This is a genomic window from Pedobacter petrophilus (assembly GCF_009674725.1).
GTDB classification, from domain to species: Bacteria; Bacteroidota; Bacteroidia; order Sphingobacteriales; family Sphingobacteriaceae; genus Pedobacter; species Pedobacter petrophilus.
In genome coordinates this window covers 44,285-61,750 of record NZ_WKKH01000030.1, presented here as the reverse complement: position 1 = coordinate 61,750, position 17,466 = coordinate 44,285, and the positions used below count along the sequence as shown (strand labels likewise).

Here is a 17,466-nt window from a genome sequence, read left to right as displayed (position 1 = left end):
AGCGGAATCTAAAGTAATGCTTCTCAAAAAAAATAATCTGACAATAAAAAAACCTCTAGTATACTATTGCAATTCCAGTAGGCCCGGCTTGTTCCGGTTCTGTCCTGGTTGAAGCTGCGTGTGATCTGGTTAATATTGACACCAATCGCTTTAAGTTCCTTTCGGATCAGGGCCAGTTCTTCCATGACAGGATTTAAGGAAACGTCGTGGTGGTAAAGGTTGATTTTTTGGCCGGACAGGATCTTTCTGGCTACTGCTGCGATGGAAAGATTTTTGCTGTCTTTTCGTAGTTCTTCCAACTGGTTATAAGTATTTTCAGTAACCCGGATGATGAGGTTCCGGCTGAGCAGATCTTCGGGGTCGTTCACTTTCTTTCGTGTCATAAGCTACACTTTTTGAAAGTTCAGGATTTGCGAGTTCCGAGCAAATCCCCTGGCCTCAAGGCCAGCAAAGATTCTTTTGCGCATGCAAAAGTACATCTTTGCTTAGACCACGCGGGCTAAAGAAAGCTCCTTCGGGAAGGTGTCCTGAACTTTGGTGATGTGATGAATAAATGTTATGGATTCGCTTTATAAAGCGTTGCCGAAATTAGCGGATCGGCTAACCGGTTTTTCGTTTGCTCGGATAGTTTCCAGTGGCACGAAACTTCTTAACAGCTGGCGGATTTTATGCTGGGGCTCCTGGCGGATGCGCTTGATTTTCGGCAGCAATGTGCCGTTGAATTTGCGACCTTTAAGGTCGGTTATTGTCTTTGCATTTCTCATGACTATCTGAATTGATAGTCAAAAGTGGAAAGGTGAGTGTAAGGGATTAGGCAAGTTGCCTAACATAAAGTTTGATCCACACAATAATTTGAGCTATATAGCATTATTTAAGTTTACGCTTAATCCTGCATTCTTCATCTCTTTAGCTAAAAGTAATTTCCAGCCGTCTGCTTCATCATATTGAATATATAATATGCCATCATAGTCAGAAGGGGTTTCAATGGCTCCCTTTAAAAGACCGCATACACTTTGCCTTCCAAGTTTGCCAATGAAATATCCCAACTCGAAAATAACATTCTGACGTGCTCTAAAATTTTGCTTTTCAGAATTATCTTTGATTGAGCGGCCTACATCATCCGGACTTAATAGCACTATTGCGTAAGCAACATCAGAATTTGCCTCAAATTTTTCAATTATTGTCTTGCCTTGATTTGATTGTTCGTGCAAAATAATAGGTTCCAATCCTAACTTCTCAAGAAAGCGTGCCGTTTTCTCCTTCAATTCATTGTCATGACCGTGAACTAAAAATATTTTTTTAGAATTAGATTTACCAGGTAATTTCTTTGCTGTTTGTTTTTTAGGATTGGTAACATTAAAATCTTTGTTATGCTCAATTACACCAACAGTTGAGTCGAGGATATCAATAATAACGGTTGTCATATCCATTCCGTAAGGGGCATCAAATATTAAATCAAATGGATTTGCATTAGACAATTGGTAACCGCCTACCATTGGCGGAGGAGAGATCGTTACACGTTTTTCGGTTCCAGCATTACGTACGATTTTTTGAATATTCAAAATCCCCTTGCTAATCTTAGTTCTGATATCTAATGTCGGATTATTATAATACTGTATAACTAATCCCTTAAACTCTTCTATCTGATCGATATAGTGCTTTTGCTGAGCCTTCATATAAAATATATTATTCCTAATTTCTGCAATATACATCTACGTTTCCAGTCAATTACTGAGGCTGGATTTCATGTTTAATGAAAACCTCACTTGCTATGTCGATAGTTTTATCAATTGTTTCTTTATTCAGTTTAGTTGGCCTTTTTGTTAAACTTCTTAATTCCGAGATTTCAGCGTCCGAAAATTTGTGACGAAAAGTCTCGGTAGCTTTACTTATGGCCTTTGACACGTATAGCCAAATAGAATTACATTCGATTTCGTATTCGTATTTAAGGTCTTCAATAGGTTTTGTGCTAATGCGCATTACACGATTTTTGATGTTTTCTACATCTAACTTGTAGGCTCTTTCGGCATGCTCCATCTTTCTGTAATAATCAGCGTCCGCACCAGGCGCACCACCTCTGCCACATTGATACACGCTTCTCATTAAATATTCATATTCCATTGCTTCCATTGGTTTCTATTTTAAGCTGCAATATAAAAATTAAGCAGCTTTTATTTTAGGCAAGTTGTCCACGCCCGACTTGAAGAGTGGGCAATATTGTGATCTAAACAACAGGAAGCATGGAAATAATCTATTCCCAAAAACGTAACGTAACACCCACTAAAGCAGTAGAAATACTGGAAAAACATGGTACAAAAGTTAGCCTTGAAGAGGCAAAATTAATTTTGGATTTTATGTATAAATTCGGTAAATTAGCCATAGATACAGAACTTAAAGCACTGGAAATCAGATTTAAACAAAATGCTAAATAACTTTGATTGCTTTATTATAATTAACAATTTATCATGAGGATAGCTGATTTATATATAAGGGTAAGTACTGACGAGCAGGCCGATAAAGGATACTCCCAGCGGCTACAGGAAGACGTACTATTAAAGTACTGTGAAATCAATACTATCAAAGTTAGAAAGATCATTTTTGAAGATCATTCAGCGAAAACATTTGAACGACCGGAATGGAAGAATTTGCTTCGCGAGCTGAAGAAATCAAAGGGTAAAACCGATCTCGTATTATTTACCAAATGGGACAGGTTCAGCCGGAATGCCAGTGATGCCTACCAAATGATAAGTACCCTACGAAAGATAGGTGTAGAACCGCAGGCTATTGAACAGCCACTTGATATGAACGTGCCGGAAAACAAGATGATGTTGGCTGTTTATCTGACCACACCGGAGATTGAAAATGACCGTAGGGCCCTGAACGTCAAGCATGGTATGCGCCAGGCGAGAAAAGAAGGTCGCTGGTTAGGCGTTGCGCCACCTGGATATATTAATAGAACAAGGGAGAATGGAACAAAATACGTAGCAATAGATGAACCGGAAGCTTCCCATATGCGTTGGGCTTTTGAGCAGATTGCTGAAGGCGTATTCACTACCCAGGAAATTTGGAAAATGGCAGTTCACCGGGGCTTGAAATGTAGTGCAACCAGTTTCAGAACGGCTTTAAGGAATGTGGGATATTGCGGAAAAGTTTTAGTAGCTGCTTATAAGAATGAAGATGAACAGATGGTACAAGGTTTACACGAGCCGCTGATATCAGAAGCATTGTTTTACAAAGCACAAGAAGTAATGGACGGCAGGGTGAGGGACATTGGCATCAATAGTTCTCATGGAGTGCTGGTTGTTACGCCCGATAAATTGCCGTTAAGAGGTTTTCTAAACTGTAATCGTTGTACCCGTTTACTGACCGGCAGCGCGTCTAAGGGAAGGAATAATTATTATCATTACTATCATTGTCAGCCATCTTGCGGTGTGCGTTATAAGGCAGAGCCGGTCAATATGGCTTTTGTAGACAAACTGCGTGAATTTATTCCAAAGCCAGGCATGGCCGAATTGTATACAGAAGTAATATTGGATTTGTATCAAGGTGGAACAGGATATTTGAGAAACGAACGTAAGAAGTTTATAACTGAGATCACGGAAAACAACAACCGTATTACTAAAGCCAGGGAACTTTTGCTGACCGACGATATTAGTGGGTCTGATTATAAATTAATTAAAAGTGAAGCGGAGGAAAAAATTGCCAGACTGGAAGTAAAGTTGAACGATTTCCTTGCGAATAGTGCTGCGACAATTGATATTGATAAAGTTGTGTATAAAGCAATAGAAAACCTTAAAAAGCTTGATCTATTGTATTTAAACGCAGATATTCGGAGGCAGAGGGATATGATCGGTTCGATCTTTACCGAAAAATGGAGTTTTGACGGACAGGTACATCGAACCAGAAAAGTGAACGAAGCAGCGCAACTTATTTATCTGATAAACAGCAAATTAGGCAATAAAAAAAGCCGTGTCAGAACGAAAATTCGTAGTGATCACGGCTTTGTACCCAGTGCCGGAGTCGAACCGGCACGGTTTCCCACAGGTGTTTGAGACCAGCGCGTCTACCAATTCCGCCAACTGGGCATTCTTATTGTGCGGGGTTGCAAATGTAAAAAATGAATGCGTAAATCACAAGAATATTTTTACTTTCATTTAAAATATTCTATAACCTGCTTACAAACTGCTGTTTACAGTTCCAGGCCGTTCGTCTTTTAGTCTTCGATCAACAAGAAAAGGTGCAAATGGCAATAATGAAGCTAGAAAAATTAACACTGCCTTACCAAATTTCCACTTTTGCTCTTGCCAGGCCATAACTAAAGTCGCACCATATAGCACAAACAATAAACCATGAGCCCACCCGGTATACTTCACATACAATGGCAAATTAGCCCAGTATTTTAAAGGCATAGCTACAAATAATAACAGCAGGTAGGAGATTCCCTCAGCAACGGCAACTTTACGGAAAATAGATAGTGAACTCATGAAACTTCTTTTTTTCCGAAAGTAAATCAAAGTGTCTCAGAATCAAAAAGTAATAAATGATTTGACATTGCAGTGTTTTGTGTGAGTTTCGTTTACTGTTGCTCGTTTATTGTTTTAGCCATTCGCTTTAGTTTCTGGACCGTTGGTCGTTGCTCGTTTATCGTTTGTCATTGCTCGTTTATCGTTGCTCGTTGGTCGTTTATCGTTTATCGTTTCAACCCTTCGCTTTAGCCTTTCAGCTTTGCCCCTTCAACTCTACCCCACAAGCTTTTCCTTCAATCTCGCCACGTATTTCTGACGGTAAAAAATATCTTTTATCGCTGGGAACAATTCTTCAGATGATTCTGGATTTACATCAAACCGGTTAATCAATTCTTCGAGTTCATTAGTCAGTTGTTTTTCTATGGCACCTACCTCCTCAGCAACCTGTCTTAGTTTTTCAGCATCCGGATCGAATTCCAAATCCATCAAAGCCTCATTAACATCCATCATCTCCATCAAAAAAGCCTGAGGCAATTGATAACCTTCATCTGTTGCAACGATGCCTTTCAGTTCCAATACATATTTCAAACGCTTCCCGGCATTGCTTAGGATTTGATAGGCCTTATTATTCAAGGTAGATAATTCCAGCACTTCTTGTTGTTTCTCTTCGCTTTCATTGGCATAAAAATCCGGGTGAAACTTCTTACTGAAAGCGTAAAATTTAGATTTCACGATATTCTGATCAGGATTAAACTGAACAGGTAACTCGTAAAACTCAAAATAATCTGGTTGTTTTTGTGCTTCGCTCATGGTGGGTATTAAATTAAAAAGCCGCAGTTGTTCAGATTGATTATTCAAATCTGCGCAACTGCGGCAATAATATAAATTTGATTTTACTTACCGAAAGATTTTAATATATCATTACCGAAAGCAAACACCATTAAACAAATCAGGATGACAAAGCCAACAACCTGAGCCTTTTCCAATACTTTTTCGCTTACAGGCTTCCGTTGTACCATCTCAATCAATAAAAACACCACGTGGCCTCCGTCCAGTCCCGGAATTGGCAATAAATTCATAAAGGCCAGTGCCATGGAAATTAAACCGGTTAAGGTCCAGAATTTTACCCAATCAAAAGTACTTCCGTAAACTTTCGCAATCCCTATCGGACTACTGATATTTCGTGCACTCAGCTTGCCGGTAATCATTTTACCAATACCCTTCGCATTATCTACGAACGTACTCCAGGCCATCCCTGCGCCAACCGGCAGCGACTCTGCAAAACCAAAATCTACATGCGCCGTTTCCGGAAAAATGAAATTAGGTGCAATACCGATGGTTCCTTCTGGTCCCACTTTCAAATTAAAATCAACTGGCTTGCCTTTACGCAAAGCCTGAATAGAAATCTGTTTATTTTTATGGGCAGACACTTCATCTTTAAACTGGTCAAAGAATGTAATGGCCTTTCCGTTTACGGCTAAAATACTATCACCGGCTTTAATGCCTGCTGAATAAGCCGGGTAAACCGGCTTCACAAACTTACGTCCGAAAATCTTATCTAAGAATGACTGCTGATCAGCTTTTTCATCAGGTGAAAGCACCGTTGCCACACTTGCCATTCGGTAACGCGGACTAATAAAATTCTCCTTATCGTTTTTAGATAATTTATTTAAAATCGTATCCGGAACAGAAACGTATAAAGTCTGGCTCCCCCTTAAAATGGTAAGTTGTGCACCGTCGAACAGTACTTTGCTCGAAATAGCATCTTCAAAGCGAATCAATTTATTACCATTAATGGCCAGAATTCTATCACCATTTTTTAATCCGATTTCTTTACCAAGCGTACCTACTGAGATTCCATCAGTTAATTTTTCGTTTACGGTATAGCTTTTCCCAACATTGAAAGTGAGCATCCAAAAAATGAAAATACCCACAATTACATTTACAATAATACCGCCAAGCATTACAATTAAACGCTGCCAGGCTGGCTTAGAACGAAATTCCCAGGGTTGAGCGGGTTGAGACATCTGCTCGGTATCCATGCTCTCATCAATCATTCCGGCAATTTTTACGTAGCCACCAAGCGGTAACCATCCAACGCCATATTCTACATCTCCTCTTTTGAAACTAAAGAGTTTAAAACCCCATGCGTCAAAAAATAAATAAAACTTTTCCACTTTAATACCAAATGCCCTGGCTGCCAGAAAATGCCCTAATTCGTGTAATATTACCAATAAAGACAATCCGAGCAGCAGTTGCCCCGCCATAATCAATCCATTCATATGCTCTACTAAATATTTTTATATTAGATGTTAAATGCTACTTTTTGTTACTAATTCGCCGGCTAAGATACGGCTATGTTTGTCAGTTTCTAAATAATCGGTCAATTGTGGTTGATCAACAAAGGTAATTTCTGCCATACACTGCTCAATAACGTCGCTCATTTGCAGGAAACCGATTCTATCTTTCAGAAATGCTTCAACAACAATTTCATTTGCCGCATTCAAAATACAAGGCATGTTTCCTCCCTTTCTCAACGCTTTAAAAGCCAGATCCAGATTTCTGAATGTTTCCAGATCAGCTTTTTGAAAACTGAAATTTGGATAATCCAGAAAATTAAAACGTTTAAAATTGTTTTTTAGCCTGTCGGGATAATTTATTGCATACTGAATGGGCAATTTCATATCCGGAACGCCCATCTGGGCCTTCATAGAACCATCGGTAAATTGAACGATGGAATGAATAACCGACTGCGGATGCACAATCACGTCGATCTGATCTACATCGAGGTTAAATAACCATTTTGCCTCAATTACTTCCAGGCCTTTGTTCATTAAACTTGCAGAATCGATCGTTATTTTAGCGCCCATTACCCAATTTGGGTGCTTTAAAGCTTGTTCTTTTTTTACAGTAGCAAGAAAGTCTTTTTCTTTACCTAAAAAAGGGCCACCTGATGCAGTGAGGTAAATTTTTTCAATTTCATTTTGCTCCTCTCCTGCCAAACATTGAAAAATAGCCGAGTGCTCAGAATCAACTGGAAGAATTTTTACCTGATGTTCAGCAGCTAAAGCCGTAATGTATGCTCCGGCAACAACCAAAGTTTCTTTGTTTGCCAGCGCAATATTTTTTCCAGCTTTAATCGCCGCTACCGTAGGTTTTAACCCTACCGAACCCATTAATGCCGTTAACACTATATCACTTTTTGGATAGGCGGCGACTTCAGAAAGCGTAGCTTCCCCGGCCAATACCTCTATTGGTAAAGATGATAATGATTCTTTTACGTACAGATACTGACTTTCATCGCAGATCACTACGAGTTCAGGTTTAAATTCCCTGGCCTGCTGAATCAGCAGTTCCGAGTTTTTTAATGCAGATAAAACAGTTATGTTGAAAACATCAGGGTTATCCCGAACAACTTCAAGGGCCTGAGTTCCGATGCTTCCTGTAGAACCTAGTATGGTTATGTTTTTCAAATTTAATTCTTTTTTGTCCAATTCTTATAGACATCATTTATTATAATATTGCATTCCGCCCAGCTAGGCCTAAGCAATGTTTCTTCGTTCAGCTTTAATCCGGCCTAACAAATTTTTGGGAATGCACAATTTAAGCCCATGCAGAAACTTTAATACAAAAATTTTCAGCCGGTGTTTTTTGTTTCTTTTTGACATCAAAAAGAAAAAAGCCCGTCCGGCCAGGACAACCTTAATGAGATTGCCGCGTCGTGCCTCCTCGCAATGACGAATTAGTGAACGATATACCGTTCCAACCCATCCGCCAGCTTTCGGTCATTGCTTAGCCGTGGCACTTTATTCTGTCCGCCTAATTTTCCTTCACTTTTCATGTAATTTACAAAGGCATCTTTTTGCAACGTACGTATAATTAATGGCTGAAGGATGTTTCCTTCTATTAAATCAAAGTAATAAATATTTTTCTTCTGTAAGGCCTCATCCACCTTTTGACTAAATGCAGCTAAGTCTTCAGGTAACGTAGAGAACTCTACGAACCATTCGTGGTAAGGCAACAAACTGTCTGCAGGATTTACCTGTGGCGCAACGGTAAATTCCGTAATTTCTATCTTTTCCTCATTCGCCACACTTAACAAAGCCTGTTCTACCTCTTCGCCAATTACGTGTTCTCCAAATGCAGAGATAAAATGTTTTATTCGTCCGGTTACCACGATCTTGTATGGATCTCTGGAAACAAATTTCACCGTATCGCCAATGCTATAGCCCCATAAACCTGCGTTGGTGTTTAAAACCAATGCATAGTTAATATCTAATTCTACCTCTCCGAGTGATAATCTGGTTGGGTTTTCATTATGATATTCATCCGCCGGAATGAACTCGTAAAAGATCCCCGCATCAGCCAGCAACAACAAACCTTTATTACGTTGTGAATCCTGGTAAGCAATAAACCCCTCAGACGCCGGATAGGTTTCAATCGAATCAATTTTCCTGCCAATGCTTTGTTCGATTTTAGCCCGGTAAGGTTCAAAATTTACACCTCCATAGATAAACAAACTAAAATTTTTAAAAATCCCGCCAATTTTCTTTCCATTTGTCTTTTCAGAAAGCTTGTCGAAATACATTTGTACCCAGGGTGGAATTCCTGAAATGAGGCTCATGTCTTCATGCAAAGTTTCCCCTACAATTGCGTCCACCTTTTCTTCCCAATCTTCGATAATATTGGTTTCATAAGATGGCAAGCGGTTTTTCTGTAAATATGCAGGCACGTGATGGGCTACAATACCAGACAAACGACCTATATTAATGCCATTTTTTACGCTCAGCACAGGACTTCCCTGCAAAAAAATCATCTTTCCATTCACAAAATCAGCTTTACCTGTTTCGTTAATGTAGGTAAGAATCGCATTACGGGCAGCTTTAATGTGCTCAGGCATAGACTCTTTTGAAAGCGGAATATATTTTACACCAGAGGTAGTGCCCGAAGTTTTGGCAAAATAAAGTGGTTTGCCTTTCCAAAGTACATCAGCTTCGCCGGCTACTACACGATCTACATAAGGCTTTAATCCTTCATAATCCTGAACGGGAACATTTTTCTTAAAATCGCTGTAGTTTTTAATTTCAGAGAACTGATGGTCTTTCCCAAATGCGGTATGTTTTGCCTGGGCGATCAGATTTTGAAGAATTTTCTGTTGGGCGGCAACGGCATTCTTCTTCCATTTGTTGATTTGCCAAACTGCAAATGCTGCAAAGGGTTTACTTAGTGCTGCCTTGAATCCCATATCTAAATGACTAAATTTTGAATTATAGAATGAATTGGATCGTAAATTAAACGATATTATGTAAAATATCCGGGTGCTCATCACCCTTATATTCACCTGCGATTTTACGATAAGCCACGGTTAACGCTACGCTTGATAAAGGAACAATAATAAACGAACTTAAAATATTCACAACAAAAGCCACAAATGGCCAATGTAAAAAGTTAAATAAGAGATAGATCAGGTAACCACCACCCAAAACCAATAACAACAACAAAATTTTAGTGAAATTTCCTTTGGTAATGGCTAAACTAAGCTTGATGGATTCGAATGGGCCAACGTTTTTATCGATGATGAAAAACGGAAAAAAAGAAATTCTTAACCAGGTAATAAATAATGCCAGAATACCAATACCCACGGCTACTTGCGTAATAATAATCCCGGTGGCTTTAAAACTTTCTACCCATCCAATTCTAACCAGATATCTTAAAACGGGATCGAGCACATACAAAACCGGAAATAAAATAAGGCCAATAAATAAGATACAGCCAATAAAATAAAGGGTAGCAATTAAAAAGCGGATAATTTGTTGTCTCGTTGGCAATGTACCAACAATGGTAACATCTTCATCCTCATTATCAATAAGATGAAAAATATATTTAAATAAAGAAAGGTTGAGTGTAAAATAAAGCATGATGAAAATAATCACCATAAAAAAACTCAACACCCGACTTACATCCTTAATAAAAAAAGCCATCAGGCTGGATGCACTTGCGGTGATAAACATCAGAAAGCATAGCGTTGCAATCGAAAAATAATGTCTCGTCATGATGCTCCATGCTTTTCGGATAACATCATTAACAGCAAATGTACTTTCTTTTAAATAGTTGATCATTTTAATTTCCCGATTCGATGTTTATTTTATTCTCTGGTTCGTTCATGCTGCCGACATTTATTTTTTCACTCCCGATTCCTTACTTTTTATTTCCTTACTCTCTATTTCCTTACTTTCTATTTCCACCAAATACCACTCTTTTAAATAAATCCTGTATAAATCCTAAACCGTAGGCCGTTAACTGGATGAATGAAGATATAATGCTCAAAAATGCAACTTTTAAAAATTTATTTACAGACCAGGAGTGAAAAAATATCAACATAAAATACAATAACACCATGAAATCTAAAATATAAGCCAAAGGCGGATAGATAAAATTCATGAGTATTGTTCCAATCATGCCTACAGTAGCAATTGCAGGGAAGAAATGAACTAATTTCAATTCTTTTGGAAAATGTTTGTAAATATTAATTCTGGCCCTCCCAAAGAAATGCAGTTGCTTATAAAACTGGCTGAAACTTGTTCTTCTTTTGTGGTAAACTTTTGCTTCTGGAATTAAACCTATTTTAAATCCATTTTCGTGGATACGGATACTGTATTCAATATCCTCACCTAGCCTGGTTAAAATAAAACCTCCTACTTTCTCCCAGGCCTTACGTGAAACACCCATATTGAAGCTTCGGGGATGAAACTGACCAACATGCTTTTTATTCCCACGAATTCCGCCGGTAGTGAAAGGCGATGTCATGGCATAGCTGATTGCTTTTTGAACCGGTGTAAAACTTTCATGAGCAGCATCCGGACCTCCGTAGGCATCCAGCTGGTGTTCATGAAGATAATTCCTTACCGTCTCCAGGTAATCTGCCGGCACTAAAATATCCGAATCGAAAATGATAAAATAATCGCCCAAAGCCCGCTCAAAGGCATAATTCCTTGCGAAACCCTGCCCGGCATTCTCCTTAAAATAATATTTAATGTCTAGCCTGTCTGCATAAGTCTCCACTATAGCTTTTGCATCGTTAACAGAGCCGTCTTCGATTACCAAAACCTCAAACTGCGAATAAGTTTGCCTGGTTAAGGTATCTAAAAGCTCATCAATTTCTTGCGGGCGATTGTAAAGCGGAATGATGATGGAGAAAAACATGTCTTGGAGCTGAAAGCGGAAAGACTAAAGACCAAAGCGCTTTTTGCTTTAAGCTTTAGGCTTTCACCTTATTTAAGTTCTTTTTCGATTAAATACTGGTTTCTTTCTGGTGCATTTCTGGATAACAGCTCGGCGATAAAACCGGCCAGAAACATTTGCGACCCCACAACGATCGCTACCAATGATAGATAAAAAAGTGGCTGCTGGGTTACATCCCGATAGGCCAATCCATTCCAGATTAAATATTGCTTTTCGATTAAGGTATAAAGCGACATGATAATGCCTAAGAAGAAACTTAGCACCCCCAACGAACCAAAGAAGTGCATTGGCCGTTTACCAAACTTACCTACAAAGAAAATGGAAAGTAAATCTAAAAATCCGTTAATAAACCGGCTGAAACCAAATTTAGTGGTGCCATATTTTCTAGCCCTGTGCTCTACTACCTGTTCTGCGATTTTATTAAAACCTGCCCATTTAGCGATTACCGGGATGTAACGATGCATTTCACCATAAACCTCGATTGTTTTAATCACGTCGCTTCTGTAAGCTTTTAAGCCGCAATTAAAATCATTTAATTCTATTCCACTCATTTTCCGCGTAGCCGCATTAAATAATTTGGTAGGAACCGTTTTAGTAATGGGATCGTATCTTTTCTTTTTCCAGCCAGAAATCAGGTCTAATTTTTCTTCTTTTATTCTGCGGTAAAGTTCTGGTATTTCATCCGGGCTATCCTGTAAATCAGCATCCATGGTAATCACTACGTCGCCCTGAGTGGCCTCGAAACCTACATTTAATGCCGCAGATTTACCATAATTTCTTCTGAATTTTATCCCTTTTATGGCCGGGTTCTGTAACCTTAGTAATTCTATAACTTCCCAGGATTTATCGGTACTTCCATCATCAACCAGCACAATTTCATAACTGAACTGATTATCGGTCATTACTTGATCAATCCATGCCGTTAATTCTGGCAAAGATTCATCTTCATTAAATAAGGGTACTACAACTGATATATCCATTTATAAGTATCAAGAATTAAGTATCAAGTATCAAGACTTGAACTTGAACTTGCATTTAAAATAAAACGTGCAAATTTCATCAAATTAAATGATAAAACCTGCACGTTCAAAATATTATGAAGTGATTAAGCTTCTGTTGGAAATGTATTAAAAGTAACCGGCGGATTTTTTTTCAAAATCGCTGCTAAAATCAACGAGATTACACCATAAGAGGCGATTGAAACACCGAAACTGGTAAAAGTATTTTTGAAACTTGGTTCAAGTTTCTCCTGCATATTGCCCGCCTTGGCCATCGCTTCATCAATTTCATCATTTCCTAAACCAAATTTAGCCATCATTGCCCTCTGTGCATCTTCAATCGCTGCCGCAGCCTTAGCCGGAAGATCGGGATCGATAAATTTCATTAATATAAAATTGTAAAGTGTTGCGGTTATTGCCAGGATTAAAGAGATGATAAGAAAAGCTTTAAAAGCTTCACCAAATGTCCAGAAACCTCCTATTTCTTTACGAATATTAATACCCGAAACCACTAAAAGGGCAATAAAAACAACAAAGATGCCGATTGATGCTGCTACATTGGTGTAAATTAAAACCGGATTGATGAAATGCATGGTTAGCGAGATGGCCACTGAAATAGCGGCTAATATAAAACCATACTTAAGGGATAACTGGGAGATGTGAGCACTTTTGTCCATAATAATGAAGGTTTAATTTAGCTATTAATTGTTGTGATTAATATATAAGTCGCAGAATCGAAAGATTTGTTACTGCTAAATTGAATTATTTCTTTTGTTGTGGTTGCACTTCCTTCTACATCAAGGAAAAATATCATAAAAGGAACGAATAAATCCTGCATTTCTTCGCTGATGTTCAAAGTTGGTGCGGTGTTACAAATTTCTTCTACACTGCTTTCAGCCAGTTGCTGGTTGCTGATCATTTCTTCATAGATTTCGAATTCATCCTGAAATTCATCGTCCTCTACCAGTAAAAATTCTTTTAGGAAATCACCCAATTCAGGGTCAATATCTTCATCCTTACATTCTTTAATATAAAGTAAAAGGTTCAATAACTCGGTTCCGCGGTCGATTGTTTCTTCCTCAATGTTTGCCCATTCATCGCTCTCCAGGTAATCATCTTCCAGTTTCTGAACGTCACTGCTGAAGAAATTCACCATTAGTAAATCGAAAAATACTTCGCGTAATTCTTCAAATTTTGGATGCGAATCGAAAACGACATCAAATGCAGTCGCTTTATCTAAAAAATTGGTATCCAGTTCGAATGCTGCCAATAATTCCTTTTCGAAACCTTCAACATTGATTGCCGCAACTTCTGCGTATTTATTTAACGATGCGACCAGCGCTTTTTTTACTCTGTTATCCATATTGTTAGTATCAAGTATTTAGTATCAAGTATCAAGCCCTGGAAAATTGCTTAACCTTTTTATTTTAATCTTTTTAGCTTTAGTCTTTTAGCTTTAACCTTTCAGCTCTCTTTAAACTGATTATTATTATATATCAAAACCACTTTTCCTGTAAGCTCAGTCCCTAAAAGCGGACTATTAGCAGATTTTGAAAAATTAGTTTTCGCATTGTAAAGCCATTTCTCTGTTGGGTTAATCACGGTAAAGTTAGCTTTTTCACCTTCAGCGATAACCGGAACGGCTAAATTTAGTAATTTACGCGGATTAATGGATAATTTCTCTGCGATTAAACTGGCATCTAATCCTGCCCTGAGCAATAGCGGAAGAACGGTTTGTAAGGCGATGATTCCGTAGTGAGCAATCTCAAATTCTACATTTTTAAATTCAATTTCTTCCGGACGGTGTTGCGAAGTAATCGCATCAACTGTTCCATCTTTTAACCCGGCAATAAGTGCCTTTATATCAGCTTTGCTGCGTAGCGGTGGTTTAACCTTATAATTGCTATCAAAATCGACCAGCAGTTCTTCTGTAAAAACCAGGTGATGCGCAGTCACATCACAAGAAACCTGCACGCCATCTTTCTTTGCTTTTCGAATTAAAGCCACCGAACCAGCGGTAGAAATATTGCTGATGTGGATTTTAGTTTCATTATAGGTAGCCAGAAAGAGATCGCGGGCAATGTGCATTTCTTCTGCTAAAGCTGGTAAACCCTTCATGCCCAGCAGCACAGAATTTTTACTTTCATTAATCTGAGATTTCCCGGCGATGGATTTATTTTCAGGATAAACCATTAATAGGGCATCGAAACCTTTGGCATACTGAAGTGCCCGACTCATAAAACCATCATCTTGCAGTGCCCTGTCGCCATCAGAAAAGGCAACCGCACCTGCCTGTTGCATATCAAACAGTTCCGCAAGTTCTTTTGCTTCCCTATTCTGGCTAATTGCACCCACAGGCAAAACATCAACAAGGTTATTTTTGGCCTTATTGATAATATATTCTACCTGAGATTTTGACTGCACCACCGGATTTGCTTGTGGCAATAAGGCTAAACCGGTAAATCCGCCTGCTTTTGCGGCGTTGGTTAGCGTTTGAATGTCTTCTTTTGTTTCGAAGCCCGGATCACCAGCCACACAGTTCAAATCAAAAAAACCAGGTGTTAAGAAAGCGCCATCTGCTTTAAAAACGGTTTCATCTTGATTAGCTGTTAATTTACCTATGTTTTGAATTTGACCATCAACTACCCTGACATCGCATTCTTGTTTGTTGAAACTGCTTTGCGGATCGGCAATGATTACATTTTTAACCAGGAGATTCATATTGTTTTTTTATTGTTGTTAAAAAATCGGATGAGCAGGATTTCTGCGGCAATAAAAATCAGCGACAAAACTAAGCAAAGTTTCCATAAGGTTTGTCCGATTTTATCTGCACCAGCAGTGAGCTTTACAGCATCTTGATCTGTATCAAATACTTTAAAATTACTTTTTTCGGCCAGGTTATCTAACTCGGTCTTGCTTAGATAATGCATATCCGATTCTGTTCGGCCGCTGTTAAAAGCGTAAACAGCAAGCGTAGTGTCTGCCAGATTGAGGTTGTAGAAACCGGCATTTTTAACCTGATCTGCAGTGTAAATCAATGTTTTTCCATCAGCCTGACGGATTTCAGGAATACTTTCGAAGTTATTCGCCGTTAGTTTTAATGTTTGATTTTTACCTAAGGTGATTTTCTTTCCTGATAAAACATTTTCACTACCTAAATAGTAATATAGCGAACTTTCTGTACCACCACTCAACGCCATACGATACATCAAAGGTACAAAAACCGGATGACGGGCAAAGTTTCCATCGGTTGCATTTAAGCCTGCAGCAGATAAAAACACCGATCCATTGCCTACGCCATACTTGGCGAAGAAAAGTTTTCTGCCAGGAAGCGATAAAATGTTTTCCTTACTGGCCGCATTGCTTTCAGTGAAAGAAAAGTAGCGACTCACTGCTGGCAAATCCAGATTTTTAGGGATTTCCTCAAAAACCGTTTTGAAAATTGGATTTTGAAAATCGATCTGATCAACTTTGGTTTCTTCTTTATTTAAACCCTGGATAGCTGGTAAGGATAAAGCTGCTAAAAATGAATTGTAAACTTTAATATCTGCATCCAAATCTGGAAATACAACCACGGTACCACCAGCATTTAAATAGGTTTTTATTTGCTGTGCTAAACCTGTAGATGGATTTTGTAATCCGTTAAGCACAATCAGACCATAATTTGAGAACCCATTGTAATTAATATTCTGTTCTGAATTCTCGGTGAGCACATAATAACCATCGGCTCCAAAAAGTGCTTTGATGTAGTTCCCTGCAGTTAAACCATTAATACTGAGCACAGGCAAACTTTTATCAACTTTAAAACTGAAAGACAAAGTATCATCAAATGTTACCGGAAAATCTTTAATGCTGATAATTCCTTTCTGCCAGCCAGCCGTTAAACCAGAAAAGTTCAAGGTATCGCGAACGCTCTTTTCTGCCGGAATTGAAACTGCTCCCAAGCCTTTTTGCTGATTGTTAATGGTTAATTTCAGTGGAACATTATCAGCGGCTTCCTGCGAATAATTTTTAAGCTGAACCACTAATCTTTCGTTTGCTCCAGGCTGATGATTTGGCGATAACATCCACACGCTATCTACGGCAATATTAGCCAGTGCAGTTGCATTTAATTTAAGAAAAGAATACTGAATATCAGGATCTGTGGTGAGCTTTTTAGCTGAAGCGATATTTTTTTGAAAGTCTGATATAATGAAACTGTATTTATTGGCTGGTCCACTCAACACGTTTCCCTGCCTGTTTAAAATTTGCTGGAGATTCCGCGCAGTGGCCGAGATCTTCACATCATCAAGCGCTTTCAGAAATTCTTCTTCATTCAACAGGCGCTGATGTTTTCCTTCAAAATCATTGGTCAGTAGCTGGAAACGATCATTTATCCCGAAACCTTTAACCAGTTCTTTTGCATTCCGCTTCGCTTCATCCAACAGACTGCCGTCTTTGTTCACGGCTTCCATGCTGTAAGAATTGTCGATATAAATACTTACTGCATTATTGAGCAAACTTGTTTTTTTCGAACTCACCGGGATATAAGGCTGTGCAAAAGCCAATACCAGGAAGATAATTGCCAGCATCCTGGCGAAAAGAATGAGTAAATTTTTTAGCTTTTCTCTGGATGAATTTTGCTGTTCTACTTCTTTTAAGAACTGAACATTGGAAAAATAAACCTTTTTAAATTTTCGAAAATTGAATAAATGAATGATGACCGGAATTGCAACCGATAATAGTGCGAAAAGAAAGCCCGGGTAAAGGAAATTCATTAA

The 17,466-nt window shown here is 38.6% G+C and carries 17 protein-coding genes and 1 tRNA gene; 2 read left to right on the top strand and 16 right to left on the bottom strand.

Annotation, left to right across the window (positions count from 1 at the left end; translation table 11 throughout):
• Nucleotides 1-23: 23 nt before the first annotated feature.
• The 3 genes from mobC to GJU39_RS16920 form a co-directional block, all read right to left on the bottom strand.
• Nucleotides 24-383: a plasmid mobilization relaxosome protein MobC gene (gene mobC, locus GJU39_RS16935; protein ID WP_154282186.1), complete on the bottom strand. Its 360-nt coding sequence runs from the start codon at nucleotides 381-383 to the stop codon at nucleotides 24-26.
• A 474-nt stretch (nucleotides 384-857) separates the two neighbouring features.
• Nucleotides 858-1,676: a TIR domain-containing protein gene (locus GJU39_RS16925; protein ID WP_209437666.1), complete on the bottom strand. Its 819-nt coding sequence runs from the start codon at nucleotides 1,674-1,676 to the stop codon at nucleotides 858-860.
• A 52-nt stretch (nucleotides 1,677-1,728) separates the two neighbouring features.
• Nucleotides 1,729-2,130: a hypothetical protein gene (locus GJU39_RS16920; protein ID WP_154282183.1), complete on the bottom strand. Its 402-nt coding sequence runs from the start codon at nucleotides 2,128-2,130 to the stop codon at nucleotides 1,729-1,731.
• Nucleotides 2,131-2,240: 110 nt separating this feature from the next.
• Here GJU39_RS16920 and GJU39_RS16915 point away from each other — a divergent pair, with 110 nt between their 5' ends.
• Both GJU39_RS16915 and GJU39_RS16910 read left to right on the top strand, forming a co-directional pair.
• Nucleotides 2,241-2,432, top strand: coding sequence for a hypothetical protein (locus GJU39_RS16915; RefSeq protein WP_154282182.1), 192 nt, complete (start codon nucleotides 2,241-2,243; stop codon nucleotides 2,430-2,432).
• A gap of 33 nt (nucleotides 2,433-2,465) precedes the next feature.
• Nucleotides 2,466-4,052, top strand: a complete 1,587-nt coding sequence (locus GJU39_RS16910) for a recombinase family protein (protein ID WP_154282188.1) — start codon at nucleotides 2,466-2,468, stop codon at nucleotides 4,050-4,052.
• Here the strand turns inward: GJU39_RS16910 and GJU39_RS16905 are convergent.
• The 13 genes from GJU39_RS16905 to GJU39_RS16845 form a co-directional block, all read right to left on the bottom strand.
• A tRNA-Leu gene (locus tag GJU39_RS16905) sits at nucleotides 4,006-4,085 on the bottom strand. The genes GJU39_RS16910 and GJU39_RS16905 overlap by 47 nt on opposite strands.
• A gap of 90 nt (nucleotides 4,086-4,175) precedes the next feature.
• Entirely contained in the window at nucleotides 4,176-4,484 is a 309-nt protein-coding gene (locus GJU39_RS16900; protein ID WP_154282181.1) for a DUF3817 domain-containing protein, read from the bottom strand.
• Between the two features lie 255 nt (nucleotides 4,485-4,739).
• On the bottom strand, nucleotides 4,740-5,276 hold the full coding sequence (gene hscB / locus GJU39_RS16895) for a Fe-S protein assembly co-chaperone HscB (protein WP_154282180.1): 537 nt from the start codon (nucleotides 5,274-5,276) through the stop codon (nucleotides 4,740-4,742).
• A gap of 83 nt (nucleotides 5,277-5,359) precedes the next feature.
• Nucleotides 5,360-6,748, bottom strand: coding sequence for an RIP metalloprotease RseP (rseP, locus tag GJU39_RS16890; protein WP_154282179.1), 1,389 nt, complete (start codon nucleotides 6,746-6,748; stop codon nucleotides 5,360-5,362).
• Between the two features lie 30 nt (nucleotides 6,749-6,778).
• Nucleotides 6,779-7,939 (bottom strand): 1-deoxy-D-xylulose-5-phosphate reductoisomerase, encoded by a 1,161-nt coding sequence (locus GJU39_RS16885; protein WP_154282178.1) that lies wholly within the window; start codon nucleotides 7,937-7,939, stop codon nucleotides 6,779-6,781.
• Between the two features lie 269 nt (nucleotides 7,940-8,208).
• Complete coding sequence (locus GJU39_RS16880; RefSeq protein ID WP_154282177.1) at nucleotides 8,209-9,711, bottom strand: GH3 auxin-responsive promoter family protein; 1,503 nt, start codon at nucleotides 9,709-9,711, stop codon at nucleotides 8,209-8,211.
• A gap of 46 nt (nucleotides 9,712-9,757) precedes the next feature.
• Entirely contained in the window at nucleotides 9,758-10,585 is an 828-nt protein-coding gene (locus GJU39_RS16875; RefSeq protein ID WP_154282176.1) for a hypothetical protein, read from the bottom strand.
• Nucleotides 10,586-10,694: 109 nt separating this feature from the next.
• Nucleotides 10,695-11,669, bottom strand: a complete 975-nt coding sequence (locus GJU39_RS16870; protein WP_154282175.1) for a glycosyltransferase — start codon at nucleotides 11,667-11,669, stop codon at nucleotides 10,695-10,697.
• A gap of 68 nt (nucleotides 11,670-11,737) precedes the next feature.
• Nucleotides 11,738-12,688 carry a glycosyltransferase family 2 protein gene (locus GJU39_RS16865; protein ID WP_154282174.1) on the bottom strand — a complete coding sequence of 317 codons (951 nt, stop codon included), beginning with the start codon at nucleotides 12,686-12,688 and terminating at the stop codon, nucleotides 11,738-11,740.
• Nucleotides 12,689-12,813: 125 nt separating this feature from the next.
• Nucleotides 12,814-13,383 (bottom strand): DUF4199 domain-containing protein, encoded by a 570-nt coding sequence (locus tag GJU39_RS16860; protein WP_154282173.1) that lies wholly within the window; start codon nucleotides 13,381-13,383, stop codon nucleotides 12,814-12,816.
• Nucleotides 13,384-13,400: 17 nt separating this feature from the next.
• Nucleotides 13,401-14,069, bottom strand: coding sequence for a hypothetical protein (locus tag GJU39_RS16855; RefSeq protein ID WP_154282172.1), 669 nt, complete (start codon nucleotides 14,067-14,069; stop codon nucleotides 13,401-13,403).
• A 101-nt stretch (nucleotides 14,070-14,170) separates the two neighbouring features.
• A complete protein-coding gene (locus GJU39_RS16850; RefSeq protein WP_154282171.1) occupies nucleotides 14,171-15,427 on the bottom strand; it encodes a dihydroorotase in 1,257 nt (418 codons plus the stop codon).
• Nucleotides 15,424-17,463, bottom strand: coding sequence for a BatA domain-containing protein (locus tag GJU39_RS16845; RefSeq protein ID WP_154282170.1), 2,040 nt, complete (start codon nucleotides 17,461-17,463; stop codon nucleotides 15,424-15,426). The genes GJU39_RS16850 and GJU39_RS16845 overlap by 4 nt, the downstream gene beginning before the upstream one ends.
• Nucleotides 17,464-17,466: the final 3 nt, after the last annotated feature.